Origin of the sequence: Pseudomonas sp. COW5, assembly GCF_026240005.1 — a bacterium.
GTDB lineage: Bacteria > Pseudomonadota > Gammaproteobacteria > Pseudomonadales > Pseudomonadaceae > Aquipseudomonas > Aquipseudomonas kribbensis.
Genome location: NZ_JAPHVP010000001.1, coordinates 2302375 through 2315629 on the forward strand (window position 1 = coordinate 2302375; position 13255 = coordinate 2315629).

Consider the following 13255-nt stretch of genomic DNA (forward strand, 5'->3'; position numbering starts at 1 on the left):
GAAATCCTCAGGCCTGGGCCAGCCAGTCGCGATCTTGCAGGAAGTAGTCGGTCAGGCGCGCCTCTTCGCTGCCCGGTTCGGCTTTCCAGTCGTAGGCCCAGCGCACTTGCGGCGGCAGCGACATCAGGATCGACTCAGTGCGACCGCCCGACTGCAGGCCGAACAGGGTGCCACGGTCGTAGACCAGGTTGAACTCGACATAGCGGCCGCGACGGAACTCCTGGAACTCGCGCTGCCTGGCGGTAAACGCGTCGTTCTTGCGGCGTTGCACGATCGGCAGGTAGGCGTCGATGTACGCATCGCCGATGGCGCGCATGAAGGCGAAGCTGGTGTCGAAGTCCCACTCGTTCAGGTCATCGAAGAACAGACCGCCGATGCCCCGTGGTTCGTGGCGATGCTTGATGTGGAAATAGGTGTCGCACCAGGCCTTGTAGCGCGGATAGACGTCCGGGCCGAACGGCGCGCAGGCCTGCTCGGCGATGCGGTGCCAGTGGATGCAGTCTTCTTCGTTGCCGTAGTACGGCGTCAGGTCGAAGCCACCACCGAACCACCAGACCGGCTCTTCACCTTCCTTTTCGGCGATGAAAAAGCGCACGTTGGCGTGGGACGTCGGCACATGCGGGTTGTGCGGGTGAATCACCAGCGACACGCCGAGGGCTTCGAAACCACGCCCGGCCAGCTCCGGCCGATGAGCGCTGGCGGACGGTGGCAGGCCACTGCCGAAGACGTGGGAAAAGTTCACGCCGCCCTTTTCGATCACCGCGCCGTTCTCGATCACCCGGGTGCGACCGCCACCGCCGGCCGCGCGGGTCCAGGCGTCTTCGACGAAGCGCGTGCCGCCGTCTTCGGATTCCAGCGCCGCGCAGATGCGGTCTTGCAGGTCGAGCAGATAGGCCTTTACGGCGTCGGTGCGGGTCGTCATGGCATCACCTTGGATCGGGCATCGCCCCGTGAGCGAGGGGGCGGCGCAAATGGGCGCGTAGCATACCATCGCAAGCCGGCACGCCGCAGTTGACGAAGATCAAGCAGGAGAGTTCGATAGGGGCCTTCCGAATCGTCCCAAGGAGTAGGCAGATGGCCAAGCGAATCCAGTTCCGCGCCCATGGCGGCCCCGAAGTGCTCGAATACGTTGACTACCAGCCCGCCGAGCCCGGCCCGCAGCAGGTTCGCGTGAGCAACAAGGCCATCGGCCTGAACTTCATCGACACCTACTACCGCAGCGGTCTCTACGCGCCACCGGCATTGCCGTCGGGTGTGGGGGCGGAAGGCGCGGGCATCGTCGAGGCGGTGGGCAGCGCCGTCACCCGGTTCAAGGTCGGCGACCGCGTGGCCTATGGCAGCGGCCCGCTGGGCGCGTACAGCGACGTGCATGTTCTGCCGGAGGCGAATCTGGTGCACCTGCCGGATGCCATCAGCTTCGAAACCGCCGCCGGCGTGATGCTCAAGGGCCTGACCGTGCAGTACCTGCTGCGCCAGACCTATGAACTCAAGGGCGGCGAAACCATTCTGTTCCACGCGGCGGCCGGCGGCGTCGGTTTGCTGGCCTGCCAATGGGCGAGAGCGCTGGGAGTGAAGCTGATCGGCACCGTCAGCTCGCCAGCGAAAGCCGAACTGGCCAAGGCCCACGGCGCCTGGGAAACCATCGATTACAGCCACGAAAACGTCGCCCAGCGGGTGCTGGAATTGACCGACGGGAAAAAGGTCCCGGTGGTGTACGACGGCGTCGGCAAAGACACCTGGCCGGCCTCGCTGGACAGCGTGGCGCCTCGCGGTCTGCTGGTGAGCTTCGGCAATGCCTCGGGCGCGGTGGACGGGGTGAACCTGGGGATTCTGGCGGCGAAAGGTTCGCTGTACGTGACCCGGCCAACTTTGGCGACCTACGCCAACAATGCCGAAAACCTGCAACGCATGGCGGATGAGCTGTTCGGGATGATCACCAGCGGCAAGCTGAAAGTGGATATCAGCCAGCGTTACGCACTGGCTGATGCGGCGAAGGCGCAGACTGAATTGTCGGCGCGACGCACCACCGGCTCCACCGTTCTGCTGCCCTGACGGCAGATCTCTCCGGCCAATCGTCATGACTTGGTCGGAGTCTGTGGCAACTCGGCAAAAAACGGTGTCTTGCCGGTCAAGGTCGTTTCAAATCCCTGACGGGCAAGACGCCTCACCTCCAGCCCCAATACGCCGGGCAGACTGAGCAATGCGCTCGTTTGCCCTTCAACCTGCAACGCACCTTCGATGAAGGTATGCGCGACAGCAGTCAGCTTGTCCTCGGCGATAGCCAGACGCATGTGCGCTCCACCGGGCTGTCGATCGATCTGCACCTGGACATCTGCAGTGTCCAATTCAGGCAAGAGCTGCCGAAGTACGTGCAACACCTGTGACCGAGTGATGATCGCCCCACCCAGTTTGATCGATGTTTCGACCCGTCCCTCAAGGGCCAGAACCGGCATGGAGCTGCCACAGGCACAATTCGTCACCGTGCGCAGGATTCGCCCGCGATCCCCGATCCTGTAGCGAAACAGCGGCGCATGATCGGGCAGCAGGGGCGTCAGCAGAAACTCGCCTGTCTTCTCTTCTGCCACGGCCAGAAGGGTCAGGGGATCAACCACTTCGACCAGCATCGCGTCGGCATGCAAATGATAAAAACCGTGTTCAAGGTGTGCACACTGAAAGCCGATGGGACCCGTTTCCGTCGAGCTGTAGCCCAACGAGCGAATTTTCAGCTTCGGCCAGTCTCGGGCCAATTGGTTGCGCAGCGTTTTACTGCAGGGTTCTCCAATGTAGTAAAGCCACCTCAGACTGCCCAACTGTTCTGAACCAACGTTTTCATGATTGAACAACGCAGCGGCGAAAGAAGGGGTGCACATCAGCGCATCGGCCGCGTGCGACTGAATCAGCTCGGCAATGCGCTGAACACCCATCTGTGAGCCGGCGGGCAACAAGCGTGCGCCAATGTGCTGGACGATGGCTGTCGCGTAATGAAACGCACCCTGCATTTCACCGGCCGTCAGGCAGTTGATGACCACCTCCGGATGCTCGTCCGTCACATCAAACATCCGTGCCCCCAGAGGCACGATCGCGGCGTTGAACGCCCAGGAATGGGTGATCTGTTTGCGATGGCCGGTGCTCCCTCCCGAGGTCAGGGTCAGTCCGCCACCGGGTGCTCGGTGTGACGCATCGCCGAGCGCGGAAAACAGCCCACCGCCTGACTCGTCTTCCACTGCCAGAACCGGCAGTCGATGCAGATCAGCCAATGTCTGCACCTCCAGGATCCGGGGATACAGCGCGCGGAACCACGGCAAAGCGCGCGCGTGAGCCAATTTTTGTGCAAGCGCCTCGGCTGATAAATCCATCAGTGGATCATTGCTCATTGCCCCATCCTCCCTGACGAATGCCCAACTCGTCGAATCCGCTACGGACGGCACTCGCCAGAGATTCCAACTGGCGCTGACTGTGGCTCGCGCTGATGGCCAGACGCAAAATCGCCTCGCCCTTGGCCACTACCGGAAACAGTGCGGTAGTGACCGCCATGCCCCGCCGACGCAAATGCTGCGCCAGACAGATCGCATCTCTCTCGGCTCCGACGCGGACAAAACGAATGGGGGACTCGACCTGATGATTGCCCAGCACCGGCCCAAGCAAACCGTCGATCACGGCGATATTTCGCCACAGGTCAGACTGCAATCGACCCAGCTCCGGCGACAGGTGGATATTCCCGGAGACGACCGCCGCGCCCACTCCAGCCATGGAAAGGGGGCCGCCAAACGTATAGGTCGAGGCGTGGCTGCGTATCAGCTCGGCATCCGCCGCCGTACGCACGGTGATCGCGCCACCGGTTGCACCGAATGCCTTGGACAGCGACGACAGAAGGATCAGCCGACCGCGCAGCCGTTCTTCCGCAGCGGCCAATGCATACCCACCCCCTGCCACTCCGTGGATCGAAGTGCCGTGGGCATCATCCGCATAGAGATAACCGTCAAAACGCTCCGCCAGTTGCAGCAGGCGGTTGACCGGATACACACCGCGCATCGAGCCAATGCTGTCGGTCAGGATGATGGGCGTGTTACCCGCTGCAACCGCCGCCAGACACGCCTTCTCCACTTGCTCCACATCACTGCAATCGCAGCGCTGTACCGGACCGAACTGCCAGAGAATGCCTTGCAGCACCTGCATCGAAGCATGCGCCGCACGGTCAACAATCCAGCAGGGGCCACGGCGCATGGGATACGAGGGCATCTCGCCGGAACCGAGCAGCGGCAGGCAGCCAAGATGCGCACTGCCTACAGAGTTGAAGGTAACCGCATGTCCCTGAAATATCCGGCTCAGTTGTTCATCCAGCTCACGCATGGGAGGCAACAGGACTCGGGTTCGCGCGGCAGCAAACTGCACACCGAAGGCTTCGGCGGCGCTCACGGCTCCGTGAATCAAGCGTGGATCACACTCCAGCCCCAGGTAAGAACATGAGAGAAACTCCGTCAGCCGTTCGCCGCTGTCGAGTTCGATCTCCTTACCTTCACGCTTGACCAGTTTCAGACCGTTCAGCCCGGCATCGAATAATTGCTGCTGATCATCACGAGATTGCCGGACACGGTTTTTGACCCAATTGACGCTCGGTTGAATGGTGTTCATCGGGATACCTGCATAGCGGCTGTCCGGCGATAGACCTGCACACGCCAGAGCTGGGTTTTTTCTTGTGCGATCTCTGCCTGGTACTGATGGGTGATATCGCAGAAACCTGCACAATCGGGTTGAACCACATGCAAATGACCACGCATGACCACCCGCGCGTTTTCTGCCAGCGCCGGGGCCAGGCTCTGGAGAACATGGGCACCAGCCGTTTCGGGCATGAAGGAAGGCACGTCCGACAGAGATACGAAATCGATGCCTGTTTCCCCGCCAACACAATCGAAGATGTCAGCCTGCACAACGCGTAAATCGCACTGCTGAAGCCCCTCACGGGCACGCTGGAAAATTGCCGGATCGCACTCCAGCGGAAAGCCTTGCGGATAGCGCAGCTCACCGAAAAACAGCATTTGCAGGAAAAAGCTCTCGCGGACCACGTGAGAGGTGAACAGCGTGTGGAAAATTTCCAGGTAGGCCGCGCGAGAACTGATACCAAGGTTGTTGGGTGGAAACGAGCCTTTGTACAACAGCGAATTGAGCACTGCTGCGTTGCCCAGCAAAGCGATCACGGCCTTCCAGCGCTTGAGTGGAAAGCGCTTTCGGTAATATTCCGTTTGTTCTTCAAGGCAGCCGTACTGAAAAATGCCCCGGCCCGCCTTGCCGGTAAACAGTCCGGTGATCTTCGCCAGCCGCTTCAGAGTCTGCTCGAATGCGCCCATATAAATCGGCGCGTCCCATTGCCTGGACTGGAATAACCCGAACAACCAGCGACGATCCGCGGGCGGCAAAATCAATTGCTGAAAAATGGATCGGCGCCGTGCTCTGAGACTTTCCATCCGATAGCCCATGAACTCCATGAACGACTCGTGATCGGTCTGTTCCAGCAACGCCAGACGCAACCGGGTGAACGCCAGTTGCGGCGCACTGATGTCGCTACAGGTCATGCGTAACGGGTTTGCGGCCAGCAGCGGCAACAGGCGCCCGCCGCATCCGGCAATTCCCAACACGTGTCGGGCATGCCTGGGCAGGATCGCGTACTCAAGCGCGGTGTCTTCATCCCCCAGCGTGTAGTTCAGCTGGTCGAAATAGTCAGCCATATCCGCCTCCAGCCTCCTGATATGAACATGGGCGTGAAGTCTTCATTGGTTGTCCAGGGCGTGGAGAAAGTCATAGCGGGGCGCCAGCCCGTTTTGCCAGGCCTCGTATTGCTCATAAACGGCCTCAAGCATGTTGCCGGTCAGGCGCAGGCTGGTTTCCATGACGGTGGCAACGGCATCCCAATCGTCCTGACGCTTGCAGGTACGCTGCAGCATGAGTTTGATTTCGTTGAAGTGCTCGATATCGATGTCGGAATGTGCAACGAAGAACGTCAGCTGAGCCGGTTTCAGCTCCAGCGTTTCACTCAGACGGTTTATAAGTGGCGTAATGAACTGGTAGGCATTTTCTGCCCAATAACTATAACCAAGCCGCTGCAGCGGATTACCGGTAAAGGAAATCCAGTATAAATAGGCAATCAACACTTCAGTCTCTGGAAGTGCAGATGGAATATCGAACACTTCATGCTTCAGACCAAGGCTCATGACATCGTGCAATGCCATCTTTTCATGACCGACTTCCTGTGCCGCATGTTCAAAACAGAACTTTGCATACACCGGATTATCTGCATGTCGCACACCCACCAATCCTTGATTTCGCGCATTGTGTGCCGTGTAGTGAAAGGTTTCGATCATGTAGATCGCATATAACGCTCTGGAAACTTCACCTTCGCGAATGGCTTTAACCAGCCGCGAATTCTCCAGAATATCGGCCCATGACTTTTCTATTCGCTCATCGAGCAGGCTCAACTGTTGGTTAAAACTGAGGGGCGCATTCATCAACATGTTTCTCCGATGGGTTGGCGAGCAGGTGCGTGGGTTGTTGAAGCGCGGCGAAAATCTGCTGCCATTGAGCTGAAAGCAGCCAGTAATCACCGCGTTTGCGGTGTTCGATGTGTAGAGCGTCGGTCGTGATCGGTGTGAGGCCAAAACGCTGGAAGAATCGCCGTTGCGGTGATCGGCAGAGGGCGGTGACGCCTTCATGACCGTGCCTGATCGCCCATTCCGTGGCAGCCGCCAGCAGGCCGTTGACCAACATCGGGAACTGATTTTGCGAGTGGCTGATCAAGCGGCTGAACTCGACATGGCGCGATAGCGCCGCCGTGGGAGAAACATGCTGCTGCGTCAGTGATGCCCATTCGAACGGCGCAGGCGTGACTCTCAATACAGCCATGGGTCTGTCGTGCAGATACAGCAAAAAGTGGGTACTGCGCGAGGCAATTGCCAGGCGTGTTTCAAACAGTCTGGCTTTGGGCGTCAACATGTAGTGCTGCAATCGCAGTCGAAAATGACGAACAACAAACTGTTCAAACTCTCGCGTATCCGAGCCTGCCTCAAGAATAACGATACGATAACTTTCATAACGACTTTTCAAGGTCGCCTGTAATGCCTGCAGACAGTCCGTTAATTGCAAATACCTGATATCCATTTCTTCTCCGCAGCCGTTAACTTTTCGAAGTTTTCTGAGCGCATTGAAATAATGAATGTTTTTAGAAAAACCGCCACTGTGCGGCTTCTGAGAATAACGTCGGAAAAATTACAACAAATGAATACTTACCGATTCATCTGACATAGAAAGGAAAAAATCAAACCGAAAAACCGGTCAGTATGTTTAGTTACATGAAGGAAAAATCGCAGGCATGCGTAGTACTCCTCGCTATAAAAGCCGAGGAGTACTCATAGAATTAACCAAGGGTAATATCAGGCCGGGCGCACAATCTTGCCGGTCGCCAGATCGCGGATCAGGCTCGGGTTCTTGCGTCCGCCGAGCATTCCGCCCAACACCAGATCGACCTGACCACGGAAATACTGCTCGACCCGCAAGCGAGTCTTCGCCGCCGGCCGGCCTTGCGGGTTGGCCGAGGTCGAGATCAACGGCCCCACCAGCGAGCACAAGTCCCGCACCTGCGGATGATCGCTGACCCGCAGCGCCACGGTGTCATGCACCCCGGTCACCCACTCCGGCAACAGGTTCTGGTGCGGCACCAGCCAGGTGTTCGGCCCCGGCCAGGTACTGGCCATGCGGTCGATCCAGTCCTGAGGGAAATCCTCGAACAGGAAATCGAACTGACGAATGTTGTCGGCGACCAGGATCAACCCCTTGTCCACCGAACGGTTCTTGATCGCCAACAGGCGATCGACCGCTTCTTCATTCCATGGATCGCACCCCAGCCCCCAGACGGCTTCGGTTGGATAGGCAATCACCGCCCCGGCGCGAATCTCTCGTGCGGCTTGTTGCACACGCCAACTGTTAACCATGAAAAACTCTCCGCAAACAGGTTTCGCGCAGTTTACCGATCTTCAATGTAAAACCTAGCTTACCCGCGCAAACCAGCGACCGTTTTCGCATACGGCGCGGCCCTCCATCTCCAGTTCGGTCAATGTCGCCAGTACTTTGGGCAACGCCCAGCCACTGCTGTCGGCCAAACCTTCGCTGGTATGGGGTGCGGCGTGCAACAGCCGCAACAACGGGTTTTCGGTACTCGGTGCGATTGCGGACACCGACACGTGCTGCCAGCCGCGCAAGGCTTCCAGAATATGTTCGATGGTTTCCACCAGCACCGCGCCATCGCGGATCAGTTGATGACAACCGCGCGCGCCGGGGTGGTGGATCGAGCCCGGAATCGCGTACACCTCGCGCCCCTGCTCCGCCGCCAATCGAGCGGTGATCAACGAACCGCTGGCCACGCTGGCCTCGACCACCAGTACGCCGAGGGACAAACCGCTGATGATCCGGTTACGTCTGGGGAAGTTGCTCGCGGTCGGTCCGGCGTCCAGTGGAAACTCCGAAATCACCGCACTGCCCGAGGCAATCATCGTGTCCGCCAGCCGCCGGTTGCGCTGTGGATAAAATTTTTCCAGACCAGTCCCCAGTACACCCACGGTTTGCCCGCCGACGTCGAGCGCGGCTTGATGCACGGCGGCATCGATGCCCAGCGCCAGGCCACTGGTAATGACAAAACCGGCCCCGGCCAGGCTGCGGGCAAACGCTGTGGCGGTGTCCATGCCCGGGCGCGAAGCGCGGCGACTGCCGACCATCGCCAGTTGCGGTTTTTCCAGGATCAGCGGGTCTCCGGCGACAAACAGCAGCGGTGGCGGGTCGGTAATCTGCGCCAGCAAGGCCGGGTAGTCCGGCTGGTCCCACATCAGCAAATGCTGGCCCGGGCGCTCTAGCCAGGCCAATGCGCGGCTCGCGCCGTCGCGTACTTCAGGACAACGACGGGCTTCGGCACTTGCCACCGGCAAACCCAGCGAACGCCAGGCACTGGCCGGCGCACTGATGGCTTTGGAGGCGGAGCCGAACGCTTCGAGCAATCGGGCAAAACGTTTCGGGCCGATTTCCGGCAAGCGGTGCAAGCGCAAACGCGCTTCCAGTTCCGCTGGGGAAACCGGCGTACAGACAGGCATCATCATGGATCATCCTTGATCGTTATAAGCCCTGAACCTTTCGGAACAAGCTGTGGATAACTCTGTTGGTAACTTGTGAAGCCAGCTAAGGATTTCGTACCTTGTCCAGCACCGCCAACGAGCGCGATGCGTTCAACACCAGGCCGTAGCTGAGTTTGTCGTAGGTGCGGAACACCATCAGTAATCCGGCGCGTTCATCAGGGATCTTCAGTGGTTTGCCGGTGATCCGGTCACGCACGGTTTCCCCGGTTTTCATCACCACCAGTACGTTGCCTTCGGCCAGACCGTCGCGCTTGCCCTTGTTCAGGGTCACCACGTCCATTGCGCCGATCTGCGTGACGCCACGTGGCACGTCGATGATCAGGCCGTTGATGTCGGTGGTGGGAGCGCTGGGCATGAAGGTCGAGTTGATGGAACGCTCCTCGCCGCTGAACAGACGGTCGCCGAGGCGCACTTCCTGGGTGGTCCGTTGCAGGGCGAGGGTGGCGACGTCGCCCTCGGTGGCGACGATTTCACCGCCGCCGATGTCATCGGCGTTGATCCCCAGGAACTCCTTGCTCTGTGGATCGGTGTAGACCTTGCCCTGACGGAAGATGCCGTAGACCGGCTGGTTCGGATCGAAATGCCCGCGGGCGAAGATCCGGTCGCCGGTGCCGCTGAGCACCCGCTCGGCATCACCGGCAACGATGTACGGCGCCTTGTCGAAGTCCTCGACCTTGTCGACGATGCGGTTGCTCAGCAGAAAGCTGTTGATGGATTTCAGCGGAATGCTCGGAATCGCCTCGGCCACCGGGCTGCTGCGGATCCGTGGCGAGAGCTTGATGGTGCCGCGCGACGCCCCGCGATTGAGGGTCAGGCGCGGCTGGCCGTTGACGTAACTGAGCGTCAGGGTGTCGCCCGGATAGATCAGGTTGGGGTTTTCGATCTGCGGATTGGCCCGCCACAACTGTGGCCACTGCCAGGGTTCGCGCAGGTACTTTCCGGAGATGTCCCAGAGTGTGTCCCCCGAAACCACCGTGTATTGCTGTGGAAAACCTTCCTTGAGTTGCACTTGCCCATACGCGGTGCCGGCCGAGGCCAGAAACAGCAGGGCGAGTAGTGATTTCCTCATGCGGTGAATCCCTTTATCATGTGCGTTCGCGTGAAACGCCAGAGCCCCCGTGGCTCGCTCCCTGCTCTATGCTGAAAAGCAAGGAGCTACGTTTCACAACGGTAGCCTGCATCTTCGGACCCGCCAGGCCATCGCCCGACTTTACCTCACACGTGCAGCAATCAAGCTTATGGCCATTTTGAACATCCTCGAATTTCCGGACCCGCGTCTGCGCACTATCGCCAAACCTGTGGCTGTAGTGGACGACGAAGTGCGTCAGCTGGTCGATGACATGTTTGAAACAATGTATGAAGCGCCGGGCATCGGCCTTGCCGCGACCCAGGTCAACGTGCACAAACGTATCGTCGTGATGGACCTTTCCGAAGACCGCACCGAACCCCGGGTGTTCATCAACCCCGAGTTCGAACCGCTGACCGACGAAATGGAGCAATACCAGGAAGGCTGCCTCTCGGTGCCGGGTTTCTACGAAAACGTCGACCGCCCGCAGAAGGTCAGGATCAAGGCTCTGGACCGTGACGGCCAGCCTTACGAACTGATCGCCGAAGGCCTGCTCGCGGTGTGCATCCAGCACGAATGCGACCACCTCAACGGCAAGTTGTTCGTCGACTACCTGTCCACGCTCAAACGCGACCGGATCAAGAAGAAACTGGAAAAGCAGCACCGCCAGAACGCTTGATGCCCCTCTCCAAAGGCTTGCTGCGGCAAGCCTTTTTCTTTTTATGAGATTCCCCCCATGACTGAGCCACTGCGCATCGTTTTTGCCGGTACCCCGGAATTCGCCGCCGAACACCTCAAGGCCCTGCTGGACAGCCCTTACGAGATCGTCGCGGTCTACACCCAACCGGATCGTCCGGCCGGTCGTGGGCAAAAACTGATGCCAACCCCGGTCAAACAGCTCGCCCTGGAAAATAATATCCAGGTGTTGCAGCCGCCGACTCTGCGCAACGCTGACGCTCAAGCCGAGCTCGCAGCCTTGAAGCCTGACTTGATGGTGGTGGTCGCCTACGGCCTGATCCTGCCGCAAGCGGTGCTGGATATTCCGCGCCTGGGTTGCATCAACAGCCACGCCTCGTTGCTGCCACGCTGGCGCGGGGCGGCGCCGATCCAGCGCGCCGTCGAAGCAGGCGACGCCGAAAGCGGCGTGACCGTGATGCGCATGGAAGCGGGCCTGGACACCGGGCCGATGCTGCTCAAGGTCGTGACCCCGATCAGCGCCGAAGACACTGGCGGCAGCCTCCACGACCGCCTCGCCGAAATGGGCCCGCCAGCCGTCGTGCAAGCGATTGCCGGTCTGGCCGCCGGCACCCTGGAAGGCGAAGTGCAGAACGACGACCTCGCCACCTATGCGCACAAACTGAACAAGGATGAAGCGCGCATCGACTGGAGCCGTCCGGCCGTCGAGCTGGAACGTCTGGTCCGCGCCTTCAACCCATGGCCGATCACCCACAGCACGCTCAACGGCGAAGCGCTGAAAGTGCTGGCGGCGACACTGGCCGAAGGCAAAGGCGCACCGGGCACCATTCTCGGCGCCAGCAAGGACGGCCTGCTCGTCGCCTGTGGCGATCAAGCACTGTGCCTGACCCGCCTGCAATTGCCCGGCGGCAAAGCGCTGAATTTCAGCGATCTGTTCAACAGCCGTCGTGATAAATTCGCCACCGGCACGGTACTGGGCGCAGCGGTGGACGCGCAATGAACCCGCGTCTGGCCGCCGCCAAGGCACTCGCCGCCGTCCTGAGCGGCAAGGCTTCGCTCAACAGCTCCCTGCCGACGCAACTGGACAAGGTCGAGGATCGCGATCGCGGTTTCACCCAGGATCTGGCCTTTGGCACCGCCCGCTGGCAGCCACGCTTGTCGGCACTGGCGGAAAAACTGCTGCAGAAGCCGTTCAAGGCTGCCGACGCCGATGTCGAGGCGTTGCTGCTGGTCGGTCTCTATCAATTGCTCTACACCCGCGTCCCGGCTCATGCCGCCATCGGCGAAACCGTCGGTTGCGCCGACAAGCTGAAAAAGCCGTGGGCCAAGGGCCTGCTGAATGCCGTACTGCGCAACGCCCAACGTGAACATGAGGCGATCTTCGCCGAACTGGAACGTGACCCGGTAGTGCGCACCGCCCACCCGCGCTGGCTGCAAAAATCCCTCAAGGCCTTCTGGCCTGAGCAATGGGAAGCCATCTGCGAGGCGAACAACGCGCATCCGCCGATGATTCTGCGGGTCAACCGCCGTCATCACAGCCGCGACGCCTACCTCAGTCTGCTGACTGACGCGGGTATCGCCGCGCAGCCATGCACTTTCAGCCGCGACGGCATCGTCCTCGACGCTGCCGCCGACGTGCGCAGCCTGCCCGGCTTCACCGAAGGCTGGATCAGCGTGCAGGACGAAGCCGCGCAACTGGCCGCCGACCTGCTCGATCTCGCGCCGGGCCAGCGAGTGCTGGACGCCTGTTGCGCACCGGGCGGCAAGACGTGCCACATCCTCGAAGCCGAACCGGCGCTGGCCGGTGTGGTGGCGGTGGATCTGGAAGCCAAGCGTCTGGTGCGGGTGAAGGAAAACCTCGAACGCCTCGGTCTGAGCGCTGAGCTGATCGCCGCCGACGGTCGCGACACGGCCGCGTGGTGGGACGGCAAACCGTTCCAGCGCATCCTGCTCGACGCGCCGTGCTCGGCCACCGGAGTGATCCGCCGTCATCCGGACATCAAGCTGACCCGTCAGGCCGACGACATCGCCGCCCTCGCGCAACTGCAAGGCGAGTTGCTCGACGCGATGTGGAAAACCCTCGAAGTGGGCGGCATCCTGCTCTACGCCACCTGTTCGACCTTGCCGACCGAGAACACCGAAGTCATCGCCGCGTTCCTTGAGCGCACGCCGGGCGCCCGGGAGCTGGATCTGGCCACGCAGGCCGGGATCAAACAGCCCCACGGTCGCCAGTTGCTGGCCCAGCAAGGCGGCCATGACGGGTTCTACTACGCCAAGTTGATCAAGATCGCTGCCGCGCGCGGCTAAACGGATTCAATGGAGT

At 60.5% G+C, this 13255-nt stretch carries 13 protein-coding genes; 4 read left to right on the forward strand and 9 right to left on the reverse strand.

All coding sequences use genetic code 11. From position 1 onward, the window contains the following. Positions 1 to 7: 7 nt before the first annotated feature. Entirely contained in the window at positions 8 to 922 is a 915-nt protein-coding gene (gene hemF, locus OQ248_RS10400; RefSeq protein WP_265812781.1) for an oxygen-dependent coproporphyrinogen oxidase, read from the reverse strand. Positions 923 to 1074: 152 nt separating this feature from the next. Here hemF and OQ248_RS10405 point away from each other — a divergent pair, with 152 nt between their 5' ends. Continuing rightward, positions 1075 to 2052, forward strand: a complete 978-nt coding sequence (locus OQ248_RS10405) for an NADPH:quinone reductase (protein ID WP_265812782.1) — start codon at positions 1075 to 1077, stop codon at positions 2050 to 2052. Positions 2053 to 2075: 23 nt separating this feature from the next. Here OQ248_RS10405 and OQ248_RS10410 read toward each other — a convergent pair whose 3' ends face one another. The 8 genes from OQ248_RS10410 to OQ248_RS10445 all read right to left on the reverse strand — a co-directional run bounded on the left by OQ248_RS10410 (position 2076) and on the right by OQ248_RS10445 (position 10239). Next, a complete protein-coding gene (locus OQ248_RS10410; RefSeq protein ID WP_265812783.1) occupies positions 2076 to 3374 on the reverse strand; it encodes an AMP-binding protein in 1299 nt (432 codons plus the stop codon). Further along, a complete protein-coding gene (locus OQ248_RS10415; RefSeq protein ID WP_265812784.1) occupies positions 3364 to 4632 on the reverse strand; it encodes an aminotransferase class I/II-fold pyridoxal phosphate-dependent enzyme in 1269 nt (422 codons plus the stop codon). Before OQ248_RS10415 ends, OQ248_RS10410 begins: the two co-directional genes overlap by 11 nt. Beyond that, positions 4629 to 5723: a DUF3419 family protein gene (locus OQ248_RS10420; RefSeq protein ID WP_265812785.1), complete on the reverse strand. Its 1095-nt coding sequence runs from the start codon at positions 5721 to 5723 to the stop codon at positions 4629 to 4631. Before OQ248_RS10420 ends, OQ248_RS10415 begins: the two co-directional genes overlap by 4 nt. A 42-nt stretch (positions 5724 to 5765) precedes the next feature. After that, complete coding sequence (locus tag OQ248_RS10425; protein ID WP_265812786.1) at positions 5766 to 6500, reverse strand: iron-containing redox enzyme family protein; 735 nt, start codon at positions 6498 to 6500, stop codon at positions 5766 to 5768. Next, complete coding sequence (locus OQ248_RS10430; protein WP_265812787.1) at positions 6478 to 7149, reverse strand: hypothetical protein; 672 nt, start codon at positions 7147 to 7149, stop codon at positions 6478 to 6480. The genes OQ248_RS10425 and OQ248_RS10430 overlap by 23 nt, the downstream gene beginning before the upstream one ends. A 272-nt stretch (positions 7150 to 7421) precedes the next feature. Beyond that, positions 7422 to 7979, reverse strand: a complete 558-nt coding sequence (locus tag OQ248_RS10435; RefSeq protein WP_265812788.1) for an L-threonylcarbamoyladenylate synthase — start codon at positions 7977 to 7979, stop codon at positions 7422 to 7424. 54 nt (positions 7980 to 8033) lie between these two features. Next, positions 8034 to 9134 carry a DNA-processing protein DprA gene (dprA, locus tag OQ248_RS10440; RefSeq protein ID WP_265812789.1) on the reverse strand — a complete coding sequence of 367 codons (1101 nt, stop codon included), beginning with the start codon at positions 9132 to 9134 and terminating at the stop codon, positions 8034 to 8036. Positions 9135 to 9213: 79 nt separating this feature from the next. Continuing rightward, positions 9214 to 10239: a LysM domain-containing protein gene (locus tag OQ248_RS10445; RefSeq protein WP_265812790.1), complete on the reverse strand. Its 1026-nt coding sequence runs from the start codon at positions 10237 to 10239 to the stop codon at positions 9214 to 9216. A 169-nt stretch (positions 10240 to 10408) separates the two neighbouring features. Here OQ248_RS10445 and def point away from each other — a divergent pair, with 169 nt between their 5' ends. From def to rsmB, 3 genes are read left to right on the forward strand one after another with little or no spacing between them, the layout of a single operon-like run. Next, positions 10409 to 10915 (forward strand): peptide deformylase, encoded by a 507-nt coding sequence (gene def / locus OQ248_RS10450; protein WP_065260143.1) that lies wholly within the window; start codon positions 10409 to 10411, stop codon positions 10913 to 10915. Positions 10916 to 10972: 57 nt separating this feature from the next. Further along, positions 10973 to 11932 (forward strand): methionyl-tRNA formyltransferase, encoded by a 960-nt coding sequence (gene fmt / locus OQ248_RS10455; RefSeq protein WP_265812791.1) that lies wholly within the window; start codon positions 10973 to 10975, stop codon positions 11930 to 11932. Continuing rightward, positions 11929 to 13239 (forward strand): 16S rRNA (cytosine(967)-C(5))-methyltransferase RsmB, encoded by a 1311-nt coding sequence (gene rsmB / locus OQ248_RS10460; protein WP_265812792.1) that lies wholly within the window; start codon positions 11929 to 11931, stop codon positions 13237 to 13239. Before fmt ends, rsmB begins: the two co-directional genes overlap by 4 nt. Positions 13240 to 13255: the final 16 nt, after the last annotated feature.